We start from the raw sequence: 19088 nt of genomic DNA, 5'->3' as shown, positions 1-19088 counted from the left end.
CGCGCCGCCTCAGGGCGTCACGTTGGGGTAAAGATCCCGCACGAGCCAGGCGCTGGCGTGGCCTTCGGTGCTGAGCCAGAGCTCCGCGCCGGTGTCGGGCGTATCGCACACGAAAAACTCCGCGTTCGACGTAACCGCGAACTCGCCGGGCTGGACATAGGGGGCGAGCCAGTGGGGCGCCTGTTCGCCGCGCCCGGCGCCCTGGGGAAGGTACCCCTCGGGATGCGATCGAATCAGGGCCGACACCCCATTGGCATCGGCGTGGAGGCGGTCCGGCATACTGCTGATGGGAGTGGGATGCAGATCCCACACCTGCTCCACCGATCCCGGCGCCGCGCCACTCCTGAAAAGCTCGGTCCCGCCGTGGGGCGTGTTGGCGGTGAAATACACACTCTCGCCGGACACCGTGAAATTGGCGGGGGCCGAACTGGCCGGCCCGGCGAACACGTCGCCCATCAGGTCGAAGCGTCCCGTTTCCGGATCGTGGCGCCACGGCTCGATGCCGTGCTCCGGGGTGTACGCCGCGCAGACATAGCCGCCGGCGAAGGCGACCGGGCTTCCGGGAACGACTCGCAGCCCCGCGGCCTCCGCGCCGGGCAGCGTCTCGGGGGTCGGCGCCGGCCCCTGCGCGGCGGCTTCCGGCATGCCACCCGCGGCGCCGATCCGCCACCATTGCGGCGCTTCCTCGGGACCGGTCTGGTGGTAGAGCGCGCCGTCGTGAATTTCGAGCCCGCGCGGATTCAGCGGCGCGCCGTCTCCCTCCGGATAGGCCACCGGGCCCGTGCCCTCCGCCGATCCATCGCTCGCGCACAGCACGCGCCCGCGATCCGGCAGGACGGCGGTGAAGTACACCACGTCGCCCAGTGCGGTCAATTCCCTGGGAGATGACGAACGGACCAGCGAGGCCGGCGGGCGAATTCGGGTCACCTGCTCGGTCGTTTCCGGCGTTCCCCGGGATCGCCAGATTTCGAAACCGTTGACCCCATCGGTTGCGGAGAAGTACAGCGCGTCCTGAAACACGGTGATATAGTACGGCTCGCTGCTGCCGGGGCCGGGGTTGATCTCGGCGGCAAGTTCCGTACCCTCCTCCGTGCCGTCGGTCCGCCACAGTTCCTCGCCGTAGGTGTCGTTGTAGCAGGAAAAATACACGTGGCCATTCCAGGCCGTGAGCTGGTAGGGCTCCGCGCTGCGCGGCCCGGGTATCAGGTCGCGCACCAGGCGCGTGCCCGCTTCCGTCCCATCCGAAAACCACAGTTCGCCGCCGTGGGCGTTGTCCTTGGCCACGAAACACACGCCGCCGCGCAATGGCGCGAGGTAGTAGGCCCCGCCATCCGATACGCCGGGGGCGATGTCCTTGACCAGTCGCGTGCCCTCGGGCGCGCCATCGGAGGTCCACAGCTCGGCGCCGGTTTCCGCGGTGTGGCCCTGAAAGAACAGGCGGCCTCCCGAAAGGACCGGCACGCCCACCCGCCGCACCGGCCCGGCCTGCGTATCGATCAGTTGGATGGCCTCCCCGGTATCGAGATTCGCGCGCCAGAGCCCCATGTTCGACGCGAAATACCACACCGGATCCTCGCCGGTCGCAAACATGTCGTGGACGCCCTCGATGGGCTCTCCGGGGGCGCCCAACCGGCGGGCGGGTTGGTCGGGAGCGGTGAGCAGGCGGTATTCGTTCCGGCTGAGATCGAGTTCCCGCCCGAAGTGTGAATACACGACGCCGGAGGGCAGCGAGAAGAGCCGGGCGAGCGACGGCGTCAGCGCGTCTTGCCCTTCGCCGGGCCCGCGCCACCGGCGGGCCTGTTCGCCGGGAGCGCCGGCATACCACAACTCGCCGAGGCTGCCCGACCCGCTCACGCCAAAGTACACGTGCCCGTTCCAGGAGGCGGCGGTGGTGATCCTTGTGTCGGGCGGCGCGAAGGCCCGGGCCACGGCGGGCCCCCGGCCGACGCGCGTCTGGTACAGCCCCCCGCCATCGGGCGCGGTAAAGATTACGTCCCCGCCCGCCGCTCTGGGCTCGCCGGGTGGCGCGCCACCGGGCTGCGGCCGGAAGAGGCTCTGGCGGCGGGCCGCGCCGTGTTCGTCCAGCGCCCAGATTTGTGGTCCGGCGAAGCCGTCGTCCGCGATGAAGAAGAGGTGATCGCCCGCTACCGTAAGAAACGAAGGCCGGGAACCGGTGTCTGGCTCCAGCCGGGGGCGCGGCGGGGCGGCTTCGGCGGCGCCGCACGCCAGCAGCGCGGCGGCCACCAGGGCCCGGGCAACGCGGACTGCCGGATGCGGGCGCATCAGCGCCGCAGCTCCACAAGGGCTCCGCGCCAGGCCGCCTCAACCTCGGGCCAGCCCCAGATATGTACGCCGGCATCGCCCCCCCGCGCTTCCTGTTCGGCCGAGGCGTTCACGCGGATCCATGTCTGGGGCAGCGGCGGCGCCTCCAGACCCAGCGCCGTTAGATCGAACTCGATGGTGGCCAGGTGGCCGTCCGAGACGATCGCCGTGGCGGCGGACCACCCGCGATCGATCGGCGCGCGCTCGCCCGCCTGGATCCGTTCCGCGCGCCAGCCGGATTCGCCCCGATAGACATGAAAAAAAGGCGAGTCCTCGCGCGGGGCGTGGTAGCGCGGCAGAATGCACAGGTCAACCGCGATCAGGGCGCGATCGGCATCTGGAACCGCAATCACGAAGCGCGCCCGCGCCCCATCGTGATCGGCGGCCAGCCAGCTCCCGCGCGCGTGGGGACGCCCCGGCAGCACCGCCGTAAACCGATCCGCGGCCGCCGCCAGCGATTCCGCGCCGGACAGGTCCCGGGCGTCGCCACCGGCATCCGCGACCAGGCGCGCGCCGGCGATGGACGGCAGCGGCACGCTCTCCAGCGTGAGCGCGCGCGGGTGGCGCGGCACGATTTCGCGCAGGAAGAACGGCAGCGCGGTCGGGTGGGCCTCCCAGTCCATCACCACCGCCGTGTCCGTCATCGGGCCGGCGTATGGGACCGCAAGTACGGCGTCGCTCCAGGACTCGGGGTAAATTTCGCTTTCCGAGCGCAGCGCGAGCCACATCGGGGCGTCAAAATTCCCGTCCCATTCCGCCTCGCCGCGAATACGGGAAAGTTGGATCAGGGGTGCGGAGGCCGGGGTGTAATCGCCCGAAAAGCCCGTCATGGTATACGCGCCGCCGGGGGCGGCGGGCGGCTCCAGCTCCAGATAGTGGATCTGGCCGCCGAGCAGGCCCAGGGCGACCAGCCGATCATCGCCGGGCTGGCGCCGGAACACGAAATGGGCGTCGCTGGCGGGCTGGCGGGCCGTGCGGAGCGTATACAGGCCCGAGCGCCCCAGAACCGAATCGTGGCGCAGCAGTGGAATCGCCGAGGCCGCCGGGGCCGCCGTCTCAAAGGTTTCGCGCTGGCTCGGCGCCCGCGCGGCGCGGCCGGTTTGAGCCGACTCCGCGTCCGGGGGCATTACGGGCGCGCGCGTCGCGTATTCGACGGCCCAGAACACCGCAACCAGCAGCACGGCCAGCCACGGGGCCGCACGGCGCAACGGACGCCGGATCCGGCGCCAACCGCGCGTCATTATGGAGGACGGTTCCGAAGTCAGGCCACGCATGGGGCCGGGCAGGTTGATCGTGTGCGCATCCGCGCTCGCGGAAACCACAAACTCCGGGGTATCGCGCAGTTGCGCGAGCGCTTCGCCCGCGCTGGCGGGGCGACGGTCGGGGTCGCGGGACGTCAGCCGGTCCACCAACTCCGCGAATGCCTCGGAGAGATCGGGGACCAGCTCGCGGATGGGCGGCTCTTCGGATTCGAGCAGCTGCCGGATATGCGCGAGCGGGGTCGTCACCGGGCGAATACCCTGGGCCGACAGCATGTCCCGCGCGACCATGCCCAGCGCGTACAGATCCCATCTGGGCGTCGGGGGTTGGCCGTCCCACGCCTCCGGGCAACAGTACTGCGGCGTGCCCGAAAAAGTCATGGTCAGCGTACGTTCGCCGCGGGCCTGCGCCCATTCGCTTTCCATAAGGGCCACCGCGCCAAAGTCCGTGAGTTTGGGAACGCCATCGGCGTCGAAAAGAATGTTGCTCGGCTTCACGTCGCGGTGGATGATCCCGCGCTCGTGGCAGCGGCCAAGCGCATCCAGCATGCGGTCGAGCACGTGCGCGACTATCGCCGGCGAGGGGCGCGCGGCGCCCGTATCCCGCAGCGATCCACCCGGCAGAAACGGCATCTCGATCAGGAGCAACTCGTCGATTTCCGTGAGGGCGTTGATGTGCACGATGTTTGGATGGCTCAGGGCCGCGACCGCGCGCGCCTCCTTCTTGAAGCGCGCCAGGCTGCGCTCGTCCCGCGCCAGGGACGGCTGCACCATTTTCAGGGCGACCTCGCGATCCAGATCCGTGTCGCGCGCCAGATACACGACCCCCATGCCCCCCCGTCCCAACTCGCGCAGGATCGCGTACTTCCCGATCCGGCGGGCCTCTTCGCTTGCCCATTCGTTCAAACGACCCATCCCCACGCGCCCATGGCGTGCCATCGCCCCCCCACGATAACCGAGGCCGCGGGTGCGCCGCAAGCGGACGAGCGCACTTCCCACATGCGGGATCGATGAGGCGCCGGCAAAGGATTCGAGATTTCCGGGCTTTTATTCAATCGGCGCGCGCGCTACAATGGTTCCCGGAATATGCCCCGTTTCAACCAACCCCCGGAAAGTACCCGACCCATGCGCCGCTACCGCCGCCCGCATTGCGCGCTGCTGGCCCTCGCCGCCTGCGCCCTGGCCGCCTTCGCCCCATCCGCCCCGGCCCTGACGGCCACCAGCTTCGACATCGTCGTGGGAGAGACCTCCACGCCCGTTGAGATGAACGTGGCGCGCCTGCTGGCGGATCGGCTGAGCGAGCGAACGGGCGTCAAGGTGGTCGTGCGTCCCGAAACCGCGCGGCCGACGGGCGCCCCCCGCATCCTGCTCGGCATCCCGGCGCACCACAAGAGCATTGCGGCGCTGTTCGAGCAGTACCGCATTCCCCCGTTGACCGATCTGGCGCCGGGGCCGGAGGGCTATCTCGTCCGCACGGTCGAGACCGCGGGCGGGCCGGCGATCCTGGCGGCGGGCATCGATCGGCGGGGCTGTCTTTACGCCGCCGGCGAACTGCTCCGCCAGGCCACGTTTGACGCGGGAAGCGTTACGTTCCCAGATGATTTGCACGTGCGCACGGCGCCGGCCTTCGAGGTCCGGGGTACGCAGGTGGGCCAGAGTCACATCGCGAAGAGCGTGGCGCAGGTGCGCGACTGGACCGAGGCGGAGCTGCACCGCGCCATTCTCGATTACGCGCTTGCGGGCGCCAACGTCTTCGACTGCGGCCCGGGGCCGATGTACGACTTCCTGAAGTCCTTCGACCTGATGGCGCTGGGCGGCTTCGGAGCGAACACGGGCCTGCCTTCCGACAAGCCCGAGTGGGAAGCGAAGGAGTCCATCGGGCGCACGGGCTACGTTTGCCTCTCCGTGCCCGAGGCGCGCGCCTACATGATCGAGAAGTGCGAGAACGAGTTTAAGAACGCGCCGGCCTACGACTTCATCAAGTTCCACGGCGGGGACGGCGGCGGTTGCGAGTGCGACCTGTGCCACCCGTATGGGCTGATTTTCATCCAGACCGTGGAGGAAATGGCGAAACGCATCCACCAACACCATCCGGACACGCGCATTTACTTCACCAACCAGAAGTTTCAGAACGCGGACGACAACGCCGTCTTCGATTACCTGAACGAGGCGCCGCGGGACTGGCTGTGGGCGTGGGGCTATGGCCCGGGTTCGGATGCGGCCTCGTGGCAGCCGGGCCACCGCCAGACGCACCGCATGGACCTCTTCCGCTATCCGGGCTACGGCCCCTACGGGCTGTATCCGAAGGAAATCCTGCACCAGATGCCGAAGCGACACGCGCTGGTCTATTACAATGAGATCACGCACTGGAAGTACGCGCAGCACGCCTACATCCAGATGTATCCGCGCGCCGATCGAAACGGCGACCTGCCGCCGCACTGGAGCCACGAGATCTACGAGCGCCGGCCCGACCAGTTCCTCACCATGGTCTACAACCGCCTCTCCTTCTACGCCTGGCCGCGCTTTTATTACCGCGTGTTCCACGACCTCATGCCCTACGGCGTCGGAGACATTACACATTCCAGCGGCCATCACGACCATTTCAACCAGTGGATGTGGATGCGCCTGCTGGTTGATCCGCGACTGACGGTCGACGAGGTGGTGGGGGAATACTGCCGCACGTGGTTCGGGCCGGAAGCCGCGGAGGACATGGCCGCAGCCCTCTACCTCCTTGAACGCAACATGGAGGAGATTCCCGGCGAGCCCCTGCCGGAGAAGGCGAGCGTCGGTGAATATTACGAGCGCGTGAAGGCCGCCGGCGAGAAAATGCCCGCGCACTGGATGAAAAACAACTGGCTATGGCGCGAGTATATGCAGAAGGGCGCGTTGGACCGCTACACCCAGATGAACGCGCGGCAACAGGTCGCGCTCCAGTCGCGCATCGAAGCGCACATCGCCGACGCCCTGGCGTCCGGCGGCGAGGACGTGGCCATCCCGGAAGCGCTGGGGTGGTTCAGCGGCCTGGGCGAGACGCTCGAAATGCGCGCGCTGCGCGAGGAAGCGGAACGCCTCGGCGCGGAAAGCAACGAGCTCTACGGCGTGCGGAACGACGGCCTCTTCACGCTCGACCACGACTTCATCGGGCTCGGCTGGCTGAAGCGACAGCTGGAACGCGCGCACGCCGCCGAAGGCGAGGAACGCGCGGATCTCCTGCGCATGATCACCGCCTACGAGGACCCGGGCCCCGGCGGGCACTACGACAACCTGGGCACGGCGAACCCCGCGCCGAACGTGATGGCCGGCTACCCCTACGATCACGGCCAACCCTACGTCCACGGGATGCTGGATGAAGGCAACCGCCCCAGCCAGCGCTCGATGCACTTCACGCAGGACGAGGACCAGGGCGTCACACTCGAATACCGCGATCTCGACCCCGCCGCGGCTTATCAGATCCGGTTTACGCTCGTGCGCCCGTGGTACCAGGAGCGCTACGCCATGCGCATGAACCAGAAGTCGCAGAGCATTTTCGCGGATGGCGTGAAGATCGCCGACAATATCGAACTACCCCCGCAGATGAGCGATTTTTTCACCTTCGACATCCCCGCCGAAGCCACCCGAGACGGCAAGCTGACCATCCACTTCGAACGCGCCCCCGACGTCGCCCGCGGCGACCGCGTCACCGTCGAGCAATGGCGCAACTCCGGCGGCTGGGGCACGATCTGCTCGGAGGCGTGGCTGTTGAAGAAGGAATGATGGCGCCGGATAGCGGATCGTGGACATTCTTGTCCGCGGCAGAGGAAGCGCAAATCAGACGGGAGCACATCGCCCCACCAAAGCCACCGCAAAAAGAAAGTGGCACAGGCGTCCCGCCTGTGTTCAGCGCCGCAAGGCGCAAATGTAGGATAGCCGTCCCGGCTGTCCCCGGCGGCAAAGCCGCCCGCGCAGCAAGGCGCACAGGATCGCGGACATTCCGCGGCAGAGGAAGCTTTGGCTATCGACGAGCGCGCAAACGCTGGAATGTTGGCCGCACCCCGCCCATGATTCATACAATGCATGGCCTTCGCTCCGGCGCCGGGCTTTCGCGAGGATTGGGGTTCAAACTGCCGCGGACACGAATGTCCGCGATCCTTTACGCCTTCGGCGCGGTGGACAGCCGGGACGGCTATCCTACTTTTTGCGGAAAGGGTTTACGGATTCTTGTGTGGGGATTGTTCCGCTGAGCGGAACGGTATGCATCCCCACGGTGGACCGTGGGAACGAGTTCCGGGTGGTGAAGGGGGAAGAGTGAAGCGTGAAGCGGGTAGAGCGAAGGGGGAAAGGCGCTTCTGGTCTTGTGGCTTGTTTTGCCGCGGAATGTCCGCGATCCTTTGCGGCGCGGGACTTACCCAATGCTGCCATACGGCCTGGGTTACGGACGCAAGGCTCCGCGCGCTTCGAGGTACGCCACGACTTCCGCCACGCAGTCTTCGAGCGGCATCGCCGACGTGTCGACGCGCAGCTCGGGATTCTCGGGGGCTTCGTAGGGCGCGGAGATGCCGGTGAAATCGCCAATCTCGCCGGCGCGGGCTTTCTTGTAAAGCCCTTTGGGGTCGCGTTGCTCGCACGTGGCCAGGTCGGCGTCGACGTGCACCTCGATGAAACGATCGCCCACGATCTCTCGCGCGCGCGCACGATCATCGCGGTAGGGGGAGATGAACGCGGTCATTACCACCAGACCCGCGTCGACAAAGAGCTTCGCCACCTCGCCGATGCGGCGGATGTTCTCCACGCGGTCCCCGGCGGAGAAGGTGAGGTCGCGGTTGAGGCCGTGGCGCACGTTGTCGCCGTCGAGGACGTAGGTATGGACGCCGCGATCGTGGAGGGCGCGCGCGACGGCGTTGGCCAGCGTGGACTTGCCCGATCCGGAAAGGCCGGTGAACCAGAGCAGGGCCGGCTGGTGCCCGTGGAGCGCGGCGCGGTCATCGGCGGTGATCGCGGCGTCGTGCCAGGTGATATTGCTGGACTTCGATTCTGGCTGCATGCGGGACGCGGGCTCCTGTGGCTGATTCTGGCCGCCCGGGTTGCAATCCCGGGTAAATGGGGTAAGATTGGTAGTGTAACAAGGGAAGGGCAACGGGCGCGACCCGATACGATGGAATTGATTGGCGATCCGCGCTAACTCTATACTTGCGCGAATGATACAGCGCGTGCGATCGTCACGAAACAAAGGTTAGAGAGCGACATGACCGAACACCGAGCAGGCTATTACAAGGACGAATTCGGAAACTGGCAGCCCGACCGGCGCAAGAGCAACCGGCGCAGCGCGCAGGCTTTTCCCTTCGACCACGAACAGCGCAAGAACTTCCGGCGCAAGGCGGACCGTGAGCTGTACGAAACGGATCACAAGCGCATGATTCAGGAGGCGCTGGAAGACTTTGCGGAGGAGCACGACGGGCGCATATAGCGCGCGCGGAATGCGAATCAGATTCCAATGGCGGGCGCCGGACCCCGGGGTTCTGGGCCCGCTTTTCTTATTGGCCCGCGCCGCGCGCGAGTTCTTCCACAGCGGCCTGCTGGAGCGCCAGCGCGGCCTCGCGGCCGCCTTGAAGCCCGGACATGACGGCGGCCTGGGCCTGCTCGACCTGTTTTCGAATCGCCTGCCACCCGCGCACGTTGGGCTCGGTTCGGGCAAACGCCAGGCTGTCGAAGGGGGCGCGGTTTGAGGGCCATTCCTCGAAATAGGCCACGAGCCGCGGATCCCGCGCCACGGACCGGCGAATGGGGACATATCCCGTGGCGAGGCACCACTCGGCCATCACCTCGGGCGAGGTGAAGTAGCGGGTGAAGCCCCAGGCGCTGGCGGCCTGATCGGCGCCCACGTCAAACAAGGTCACATTGGGCCCAAAAAGCACCGTGGCCGGGCGCGCGGGATCGGACTGCGGGATCGGGTTAAGCGACCACTCCGCGTTCTTCCCGCCCATCGCGATAGCCATGTTGGCGCTGCCGGCGCTCGTGCGAAGCGTGAAGGCGATGCGGTCCGCCGCAAAGGCCGCCTCGTCCTCGAAGGTCCGCGCGGGGATGGTGTAGACCAGATCTTCCTTCACGAGGGTCTCCAGCAACTCGAAGGTCTGGAGCGATGCCGGCTGATCGTATTGGGGAACGCCGCCGACCAGCACCTCTCCGCCGCGACTGAAGATCATGGCGCTGATGGTGGAGCAGTCCACCGCAACGGCCCAGGCGTGCTTGCCGGTTTTTTCCTTGATGGCCCGGCTTTGGCCGAGGAATTCGTCCCAGGTTCCCGGGGGACGCTCGATGCCCGCTTCGCGCAGCACCCGATGGTTGGCGTAGAGCATGAGCACACTCTTGGTGAGCGGGAAGGAGAGCATGGCGCCCCCCTCTTCCGAGAAGCGGTTGCTCTCGAGCACGGCGGGAAAGAAATCCGCGAGATCCTCCGGCGTCAAGCCGGTCCCGGGCGCCTCGATCAGTGGATCGAGTGGGAGCGCGGCGCCGGACGCGGCATATTGCGCGGTCATGCTTTCATACGACACCGCCATGGCGGGCAGGCGTCCCGCGCGAATGCTGGCCATGACCTTCTGGAAGATGTCGCCGTAGTTGCCGGTGGTTTCGATCTTCAGGGGCAGCGGCGGGTTGCTTTCATTGAAGCGGTTCGCAATTTTCTCCATAAGCGCGCCGGTCTCGGTGGTCTGGCGGTCCCAGAACACGGCCCGCGCCTCGTCTATCGGCGCGAAGGGCGCGTCTCCGGACGGTTTCTGGGCGCAGCCCGCGGCCGCGAGTGTGGCGAGCGCCGCCAGGAGGATCAAAGGGGTGCTTGCGGTGCGTTTCAACGGGTTCTAGCCTTTCAATCCCGCGCCGAGATTGCTCTCGCCGAAGTGGCGCTGGGTCGCCAGGTACAGAAGAATGCCCGGCACAATCACTATCGAGGATGCGCACATGAGCAGATTCAGGCGCACCCCGGCATCGAGGAGGAACGCGGCCAGGCCCACCTGCACGACGCGCATGGAGGTGTCGCCGGTGACGATGAGCGGCCACAGGAGGGCATTGTAACTGCCGAGGAAGGAAAAGAGAAAGACGGCGGCCAGCGCGGGGCGCACGAGGGGCGCGCCGGCGTGCCGCAGGAAGCGCAGGTGCCCGCAGCCATCGATGGTCGCGGCGTCGTAGAGGTCCGGTGGTATCGCCAGGAAGGCCTGCCGGACGAGGAAGATGCCGAATACGTTGGCGCACCAGGGCACGATGAGCGCCGCGTAGGTGTTGTACCAGCCGAGCCAGGTGATGGTGGCGAAATTGGGGATGAAGGTCACTTCGAAGGGAACCATCATCGTCGCGAGCAGTAGCCCGAAGAGGATTGTGCGCCCGCGAAACGCAATGCGCGCGAAGGCGTAGCCCGCGAGGAGCGACGTGACGGCCACCGCCGCGCCGGAAAGGGTGCTCGTGATGAGCGAGTTCAGGAAATAGCGGCCGAACGGGGCCGCGCGGAACGCTTCGGCGAAATTGCCCCATTGCAACGTTTTCGGAAAGGGCGAGGAGGGCGTGGCCAGGGACTCCGGGAAGGTCTTGAAGGCGGTCCCCAGCATCCACAGGAACGGATAGCCCATGATGGCGGCCCCGAGGGCGAGGAGGATGTATGGCAGGGCGCGTTTCATGCGTAGTGCACCCATCGGCGCGCCAGCACGGCCTGAAGCAGTGTGAGCCCGATGATGGCGGCCAGCAGCAACACGGCGATGGCGGAACCGTAGCCCCAGCGCCCGTTTTCGTAGAACTGGGCGAAAAGATAGAGCACGAGGTTCTCGGTGGTTCCCAGTGTGTTTCCCCCGCTCTGTGTCATCGCATAGAACGAATTGAAGGCCTGGAGGGATTTTATTGTGCCGAGAATGAAGAGAAAATAGATCGAGGGGCTGATCACGGGCAGGGTCACGTGCCACAGGACGCGCAGGGGGCCGGCGCCATCGACCCGGGCTGCCTCTTCGAGTTCGCGCGGCACGGCGGAGAGGCCCGCGAGCAGAATGACGACCGCGAAACCGAGGCCGTGCCAGATGTCGAAGGCGATAACGCAGCAGAGCGCGAGGCTGGGCCCCATGTCCGGCGGCAGCACTCCCCCGCTCACCAGGTGGAGCACCCCGCGGGGCTCGAGGAACCACTGCTGCGCGGGAAGCCCGAGCCAACCGAGCAGCGCGTTGGCGAAGCCGCCCTGGGGGTGAAGCATGGCGCGCCAGACCAGTGCGGCGGCATAGGCCGAGGTGATGTAGGGCAGGAAGTAGATCGTCCGGAACAGCGCGCGTGCACGGGTGATATGCATCAGAAGCCGTGCGAGAAAAAATGCGATGACAATCGTGGCCGGTACGGTCCCGAAGATGTACCATCCGGTGACGCGGACGCTGTTCCAGAATGCGGGGCGCCCCAACGCCTCACGATAGTTGGCCAGGCCCGCGAAAGCGCCCCGAGTATACTGGCCATCGTGGAGGCTGAGGTAGATCGCGTAAATTACGGGTAGCAGGCCGAAGACCCCGATGATGGCCAGCGCCGGCGCGAGCAATACCCCGGCGGCCCGCCAGCCATCGCGCTCCGGACGCCCCCCGCGCGACAGGCGGTCGTCGATCCAGGCGAACGCGGCGTCCAGTACCCGCATGGCGCTACCGCTCCGCGGCGGGGGTGTGCCCGCTGCTCCGGCCGCGTTCCCCGGGATAAATCCAGGATGCCAACAGGGCGACCGTTCTTTCCGTGGCCCCCTGATTCTCGAGCACGGCGCGCCGCGCGCGCGTACCCATCTGCCGCCGCTCGGCGGCGTTGCCCAGGAGTTCGCTCAACGCGAGGTAGAGGTCCTCGGGACAGGCGACCTGGCGGGCGCCGCCCCGGGCCACGAGCACGGGCGCGGAATCCGCGAAATTGGCCATGTACGGGCCGAACACGACGGGAACACCGAGCGCGGCGGGCTCCAGCGGATTGTGCCCGTTTACGCCGGGGTAGAAACTACCGCCAATAACCGCGACGCTGGCGATAGCGTAGAAGTCGCTCAGCTCGCCGAGCGTATCGAGCAGAATTACCCGCTCACCCCGGCTCCTGCCCCCCACCCGCATGGCGGAGCGCCGAATGACCGGCTCGCTGAACGGGGCGATCGCCTCTTCCGCGCGATTGACGTGGCGCGGCGCGACGACGAGCCGGAGTTCCGGGCATTCCTCGCGGAGCGTGGCCCAGCAGGCCGACGCGAGGGCCTCGTCGCCCGGGCGCGTGCTGCCAAACACCAATACGGGCGCGCCGGGCTTCATTCCACAGGCCGCCCGCAGCTGGTGGCGGGCGCGAGGCTCCGTGCTTGTCCGTACGGCGTCGAATTTGAGGTTGCCCGCGATGTGGACGCGTTCGCGGGGAGCGCCCAGCGCCATAATGCGCTCGGCGTGCCGCTCGGTCTGCATGCAGGCGGCGGACAGGTCCCGAACCATGGCGCGATACCACCAGGCCAGCCACCGGTAGCGCCGCTCGTGGCGGTCGCTGAGGCGCCCGTTCACCAGGACGGCGGGAATACCCCGGGCGCGGCAGCCGGACAGTACGTTGGGCCAGAGCTCGGTCTCGAAGAGCAGGAGTATACGGGGGTTGGCGCGGTCGAGGAAACGAGAGACCGCGCGGCGGGTGTCGAACGGGAACCAGGCAACGCGATCCGCACCGTAGAGCTCCTCCGCGCGCGCGCGCCCCGCGCATGTGGAGGTGGTGACCATGATTGGCGCGTGGGGATAGGCTTGGATAAGTCCTTCGACCAGGGTGCGGGCCGCGTTCACCTCGCCCAGGCTGCACGCGTGCAGGCAGATCGGGCGCTCCGGCAGTTCGGGAAAGCCGGGGTCGAAGCGATCGGCCAGGGATCGGCGCCGTGCGTCGCGGCGCAGCCACCAGCGGGTTGCCGGCGCCAGAAGCGCCAGGGTCAGGCTATAGATCAGGAATCTCATGAACATGCAAAACGCGGGCGGCCCAGACTCGCTGGACCGCCCGCGAATGTTGCTTTCGCTCGACGCCGTTTAGCGGGCGGACGCGATGTCGAAGAACCGCGCGCCCGTGGAGTCGATGATATCCGGGGTGACAAAGATGAGCAGGCTCGACTGGGTCACCTCGCGCGACTTGCCGCGGAAGAGGAAGCCGATGACCGGCAGGTCCGAAATGTACGGCAGCTTCTGGTTGTTCTTGATCGACTGATCCTGAACGAGGCCGCCCAGCACCAGCGTGTCGCCGTCATGCACGATCACGTTGGTCCACACCGCCTGCCACGACGTCGTCGGAAGCGTGATGGTGTTCACCGACTCCGTCTCGCCGATGGTGTTCGTCGTGCGGAACGTCTTTTCGCCGATGCGCGTGCGCACTTCGGGGTTGAGCCAGAGGCGCACCTGGTCGTTGTCGCGAATCTGCGGCGTCACCGAGAGGCCGATACCGAAGTTGAACGGCGCCGGCACCGGATTCGTCGCCACGATGGGCTGCGTTACGCCGCCCAGACCGCCGCCCGGGTTACCCGGCACGACGATGGTGTCAACGTTCACCAGGAACCACTCCGTCGTGTAGTCGACGATTACGGCCGGCTTGCGGTTCATCGTGGTGACCCGCGGGGCGCTCAACAGCTCGGATTCCTCCAGGCTGTTGAGGTAGTCGAAGGTAACGGAGAGGCTGTCGCCGCTGCCATTGTCGAGAATGGAGTGGACGAGGTTAAAGGTCGAGGATCCGGGACCCGGATTCACCACGGCTCCGACGACACTCTCGCGGAAGCGGTTGCTGAAGGCGTTCGAGCCGTCCGGGCGCTCCGTGATCGGGATGGTCTCCAACACGTTGTCGCCATTGATGTCATACTCGTAGGTCTGGTTTTCCAGGCCGGTGGGCAAGCGCGTGCCGCGGTTGCTCTCGGAGCTGATGTCCCACTGGAACCCGACCTTGTCCATATCATCCACGCGGATGGTCAGGAATTTCGCCTCGATGCTCACCTGTTTCGGGGTGACGTCGAGCTGGGCGAGCTGTTCCTCAAAGCGGTCCAGATTCGACGGCGTATTGGTAACGATAAGCATGTTGTTGGACGGATTGTAGATCATGTCCGACAACCGCTCTTCGGAGGACGGCGCATACACATCGGGGATCAGGCGCTGGAGGAGCTCGAGTATCGGCGACTCGCCGCTGAGCTGCTGCGTGCCGCCGGTACCGCCGAGGCCCGCGCCGCCGTCGTCGCCCTGCGCGCCAGCGAGACCGCCCCGCTGGTTCAGTCCGCCGCCGGTGCCGGTGCCGCCTCCCTCCAGTCCGACGATGAACTGCGTCGCCGGAATTTCACCCACCATCGCGTCGTCAATCGTTGAGAACAATTCGGAGATATTGCTGGTTGCCGTGACATCGCTGCCACCGCCGCCACCGCCGCCGAAGCCTCCGCCGCCCTGGCCGCCGAAGCCGCCGCCGCCCTGGCCGCCAAAGCCGCCACCGCCAAAGCCGCCGCCGCCCTGGCCACCAAAGCCACCGCCACCAAAGCCGCCGCCGCCAAAACCGCCCGAGCCTCCGCCAAAACCGCCTGTGCCACCGCCAAAACCGCCGCCACCAAAGCCGCCGCCGCCAAAACCGCCCGAGCCGCCGCCAAAACCGCCCGAGCCTCCGCCAAAACCGCCTGTACCACCACCAAAGCCGCCGCCGCCAAAGCCGCCGCCGCCGAAGCCGCCTGAGCCGCCACCGAAGCCACCCTGACCACCGCCAAAACCGCCGCCGCCCTGGCCGCCGAAGCCGCCGCCGCCGCCGCCGCCAAGCGGGCTGACCGCAAAGCGATTGCGAAGCACGATCTTGAAGAGCGTCTCGGCGCCAGCATTACGCAATTCGTAGTACCGTGTATCCATGTCCTCGAAGGACTCGCGCTGAAGGATTATGGGCTTGCTTACAAAGAGGAAGCCGGGCTCGATCTTGTAGGCGAGGCCGAGGGGGCGCAACAGCGCCTTCAGCGCTTCGCCCAACTGTGTGTTCTTCAGGTTGATGTAGGGGATCATCCCGTTACTACGGGATCCGTAAAACTCGTCCAGATTTTGCAGGTTGAACTGGCTGCCGGCCTGGTTGAAGCCGCCCGCGCCAGCGCCAAAACCCGGCCCGAAGGCAAAGCCGGGCTCGTCATCGTCTGTATCAAAACGCCCGCGCGGCCCACCGCCGCCGATTCCCACTCCGCCGCCGCCGCCGCCAAAGCCACCGCCGCCAAAGCCGCCGCCGCCAAAACCGCCGCCGCCAAAACCGCCGGGACCGCCAAAGGCGCCGCCGGGACCGCCAAAGGCGCCGCCGCCCGGGAGGGCCGTTGCGGCCTGAGTTCTGTCGACTTCGGGATCCACGGCGCGCTTGTCGATGACCACGTTAATGTCGAAGCTGTCCTGGATGAACTCCATGACGTCTTTGATGTGAATATCTTCGAATTCGATATTGACGGCGGAACGGAGTTTGAGCTCAATCTCGGATATCTGGCGCTCTTCCTTGAAATCCTCTTCGATTTCGGGAACGCGGAATACGTATTGTTTGATTCCCTTGGCGTCGGCGCCTTCCGGAAGCTGCTTGGACTCCTCCACATAGCGACGGATCTTGTCACGGTCCAGATCAACGTTGCGCAGTTCGTCCTGCATCGCCTCCGAACTGCGGCCGAGCGATGCCTGGTGCAGGCCTTCCTTGGCCTCTTTGTTCTGTGGGTCGAGCTGAAGAACGTGGCTGTAGATTTCCACCGCCTGCGCGAAAAGTTGCTGTTCGAGGTACAGCTTCGCGTATTTCAGGTGCTCGCGAACCCTGATTCGCTTCAATTCCTCCGGGGAGAGCGACGGCGTCTCGCTCGCGCTGATGGCTTCCGGATCATAGGTCTCGAATGACGTCGCGGCGACGGGCGCGTCTCCGATGGATTCGAGCATGAGCCGGCTGTTGCTCTTTTCCAGGAATTCCCGCGCTTCGGCGTAGGCCGGATTCAGGGCAAGCGCGCGGTTGAATTCCGTCTGCGCCTCGCGGAAACGCTCCTCCTTGTAGAAGGCGACTCCCCGCTGAAAGGCCTCTTCCGCCGGCGTGGCCGTGGCCGCCTGGGCCAGTACCATCCGAACGGGCTTGTTCTCATCGCGAGTCGCGTGGCTTCGCTGGTCCCCATGCGCCACCAAGGGCAGGACGAGCGCCATGGGAGCCACCAACCAACCCCATGCGTTGGCGCGCTTGTAGCCGTTTTTCATTACCGTGTCTTCCTTCCGCTTGTTCTCAGCACTATACCGAAATGCGTTCCAAAGGTGCAAACTGCGACCAAGTCAATTATCAAGGCAACCGGAGCGTCACCGACTGGCCGAGCCGTTCCACGTAAACCACGGCGGACCGGTCTTCGGCGTCAATGGACTCCAGGATAAACTCCTCGAAACTCTCCCCCTCGTCGTACCATTTCCGCGCCGATTCCGTTTTGACCCGGGCGCGCAACTTCCCGCCGACCGGCTTGATGTCGAGCAACTGGAGACCTAGATCCTCGGGGCGAACGCGGTTCGGATCGACCTCCGCGTCCGAGTAATAGGAAAACGGGCTGCGGTGTATCATGTTGTAATACTGACCCGGCGGATCCGGCGATGGCGCGTTGGGTGCTATCTGGGGCGGCTCCGGCGCGCCTGTGGGCGGGCTTGCCGCGGAAACCGGCTCCTGCGGGTTAAACAGCTGGTACACGCGGTACCCCAGCACGCCCAGCAGCACGACAAAGACAATTCGTTCCTTGTACCGCCAGATGGCTTTGAAGAATTTTTGCAGCTTATCCATTGCTTCCACTTCTTTCCGAACGCCGGCGCTGTCCGCGCCCGGTCGTCAGTTTGTAAACAGCACGGTCCGCTTGAACCAGCGCCACGCTCGCGCGACACCCGTGGGCTCTGGCTCGCGGACATATTCCTCATCGTCGTCGCCCTGGAGGCGGAACGGATTCTGGAGCGGCGCGCCCCCACCGGCGGAAAAGGCGCTGAAGGCCTGCTGTACGTTGGAGGCCGGCCCGCCCGCCGCCACCGTGCCCGCAAGGAATGATTCTTTCGGCTTGGTCCGAACGATAAACATTTCCACCTCCAGGCGGGGCTCGTACCGAACGGCGATATACGGGTGCGTAACCTTCATTCCCTCGATGTTGAAGTAACGGTCGGCCGCGCGGAACTTCTCGATCATGCCCACGAAGTCCTTCACCTCAATTACGAAAGACACGCCAAGCCGGTGGTAAACCACGTCGGCGCCGATGGTTCGCGATGGTTGCGGGTCGTACATGGCCACCTGCCGGATCGCCTGCGCGTTGCTGTCCAGCAGCAAATCCAGCACCGAAATGCCGTAGCTGAGACGTTCCAGATTACTGGTGACGTGGCTGCGCTGGATGTCGTATCCCTGCCACTGCTCCGCATACGGCACGCCAAGCATCCCCTGAATGTCCGCCGGGAAGCGCTGGTAGACTTCGGCGCCGTACTTCCCCTGCGCCTTCTCCCAGAGCGCCGCCGTCATCTCGCGGGTACGCTCGCCGTACCAGTACTGAAGGATAAAGACGTCCTCCGGCGGATTCTGGTAGTCGCGCCATTCCGCGTCGTTGAAATAGCCCACGCGCGCGTCGATCGCATCACGCCACGACTGGACGACGCTGCGATACTGCGCGATCACCGTATCGGGGTCCTCTCCCCGGAAGGCGCCGCTCAGGCTGGAATAAGTGCTGTTCAGATTCTCCAGCAACTGCTTGTCCTGCGCGTACTTTTCCAGCTTCGCCTTAAAGTAAAACTGGTACACGGCAAAACACGCGGCAAACACCGAGAGCAGTACCACGAAGTAGATGATGCGATCTCTATTCATATTCGTGAGCTACCTTTCTCAGCGGCCACGGCCACGGCCACCACGACCGCGCCCGCCATCATCGTCATCATCCGCGTCGAACGCGGGCCCCATCGACGCCCCGCCCGCTCCCCGACCCATGCCCGGGACCACCGGGTTTTCCGGCAGTGACTGGTAATACGGGCCATCGAATTCGACGTTGACCTCAAACGCATAGACGTTTTGCTCTTCGATCGGGCTTGCGCCCATGTTTCCCCGGCCAAGCGCCGTGCGCATGCTGGTGACCGGAGCCTGCATCAGAACCTGACGCGGCACCTTCAACACGCTCGCTTCGCTGAAGTGCACTTTCTTGACCGAGATCGTCGGGCCTCCCGTCACGGTGCGTTCGCTCGCCCGAAGCGTCTCCACGAAGCGCTGTATTCCGCTTACGGATTCGGCAAAACCGATTACGCGCAATCCATTGGGTTGTGGAAGCTCCTGCTGCTGGGCCCGCGCTCCAGGCATTCCCATGCCGCCGCCCAGCCCCCCGCCCATGCCATAGTCTTCATCTTCGTCGTCATAGCCGCCAAAGATGCCGCCCGGGCCACCGAGGCCACGCCCGCCCATGTTTTGCGCCGTAACGCCGGGAAAACCCGTACTATAAACGCTCTCGCCCGCGACCGAGGGTTGATCGGCCTGCTGGCCGCCACCGCCGATTCCCGGGCCGCCCAGGCCGCCACCGCCGATTCCCGGGCCGCC

12 protein-coding genes and 1 pseudogene are annotated in these 19088 nt (G+C 66.1%); 3 read left to right on the top strand and 10 right to left on the bottom strand.

From position 1 onward, the window contains the following. Positions 1–9 precede the first annotated feature (9 nt). Together KF886_08110 and KF886_08105 are read right to left on the bottom strand one after the other, a co-directional pair. Complete coding sequence (locus KF886_08110) at positions 10–2283, bottom strand: hypothetical protein (GenBank protein ID MBX3177307.1); 2274 nt, start codon at positions 2281–2283, stop codon at positions 10–12. Further along, a complete protein-coding gene (locus KF886_08105) occupies positions 2283–4487 on the bottom strand; it encodes a serine/threonine protein kinase (protein ID MBX3177306.1) in 2205 nt (734 codons plus the stop codon). Before KF886_08105 ends, KF886_08110 begins: the two co-directional genes overlap by 1 nt. Positions 4488–4706: 219 nt before the next feature. Here KF886_08105 and KF886_08100 point away from each other — a divergent pair, with 219 nt between their 5' ends. Then, complete coding sequence (locus KF886_08100) at positions 4707–7334, top strand: hypothetical protein (GenBank protein MBX3177305.1); 2628 nt, start codon at positions 4707–4709, stop codon at positions 7332–7334. Positions 7335–7989: 655 nt separating this feature from the next. On the opposite strand, the gene cysC is transcribed toward KF886_08100, so the two are convergent. Beyond that, a complete protein-coding gene (gene cysC / locus KF886_08095; protein ID MBX3177304.1) occupies positions 7990–8601 on the bottom strand; it encodes an adenylyl-sulfate kinase in 612 nt (203 codons plus the stop codon). A 201-nt stretch (positions 8602–8802) separates the two neighbouring features. Here cysC and KF886_08090 point away from each other — a divergent pair, with 201 nt between their 5' ends. Next, a complete protein-coding gene (locus KF886_08090) occupies positions 8803–9024 on the top strand; it encodes a hypothetical protein (GenBank protein MBX3177303.1) in 222 nt (73 codons plus the stop codon). 67 nt (positions 9025–9091) lie between these two features. On the opposite strand, the gene KF886_08085 is transcribed toward KF886_08090, so the two are convergent. Genes KF886_08085 through KF886_08070 form a run of 4 tightly spaced genes read right to left on the bottom strand, consistent with a single transcriptional unit; the run spans position 9092 to position 13510 of the window. Next, entirely contained in the window at positions 9092–10405 is a 1314-nt protein-coding gene (locus KF886_08085; GenBank protein MBX3177302.1) for an extracellular solute-binding protein, read from the bottom strand. Between the two features lie 6 nt (positions 10406–10411). Further along, on the bottom strand, positions 10412–11221 hold the full coding sequence (locus KF886_08080; protein MBX3177301.1) for a carbohydrate ABC transporter permease: 810 nt from the start codon (positions 11219–11221) through the stop codon (positions 10412–10414). Next, positions 11218–12204: a sugar ABC transporter permease gene (locus tag KF886_08075; protein ID MBX3177300.1), complete on the bottom strand. Its 987-nt coding sequence runs from the start codon at positions 12202–12204 to the stop codon at positions 11218–11220. Before KF886_08075 ends, KF886_08080 begins: the two co-directional genes overlap by 4 nt. Positions 12205–12208: 4 nt before the next feature. Next, positions 12209–13510 (bottom strand): 3-deoxy-D-manno-octulosonic acid transferase, encoded by a 1302-nt coding sequence (locus KF886_08070; GenBank protein MBX3177299.1) that lies wholly within the window; start codon positions 13508–13510, stop codon positions 12209–12211. 2197 nt (positions 13511–15707) lie between these two features. On the opposite strand from KF886_08070, the pseudogene KF886_08065 reads away from it, so the two are divergent. Beyond that, positions 15708–15794 (top strand): annotated as a pseudogene (locus tag KF886_08065) (DUF2497 domain-containing protein). 1041 nt (positions 15795–16835) lie between these two features. Here the strand turns inward: KF886_08065 and KF886_08060 are convergent. From KF886_08060 to KF886_08050, 3 genes are all read right to left on the bottom strand, one after another. After that, positions 16836–17318: a hypothetical protein gene (locus tag KF886_08060; GenBank protein ID MBX3177298.1), complete on the bottom strand. Its 483-nt coding sequence runs from the start codon at positions 17316–17318 to the stop codon at positions 16836–16838. A 45-nt stretch (positions 17319–17363) separates the two neighbouring features. After that, complete coding sequence (locus tag KF886_08055) at positions 17364–18371, bottom strand: hypothetical protein (GenBank protein MBX3177297.1); 1008 nt, start codon at positions 18369–18371, stop codon at positions 17364–17366. Positions 18372–18389: 18 nt separating this feature from the next. Beyond that, a partial coding sequence (locus KF886_08050; GenBank protein MBX3177296.1) for a hypothetical protein occupies positions 18390–19088 on the bottom strand: 699 nt, incomplete at its 5' end.

The organism is Candidatus Hydrogenedentota bacterium (assembly GCA_019637335.1).
Classification (GTDB): Bacteria; Hydrogenedentota; Hydrogenedentia; order Hydrogenedentales; family JAEUWI01; genus JAEUWI01.
Note: the sequence above shows the minus strand (reverse complement) of the source record. Positions and strands in the feature narration are given on the sequence as shown.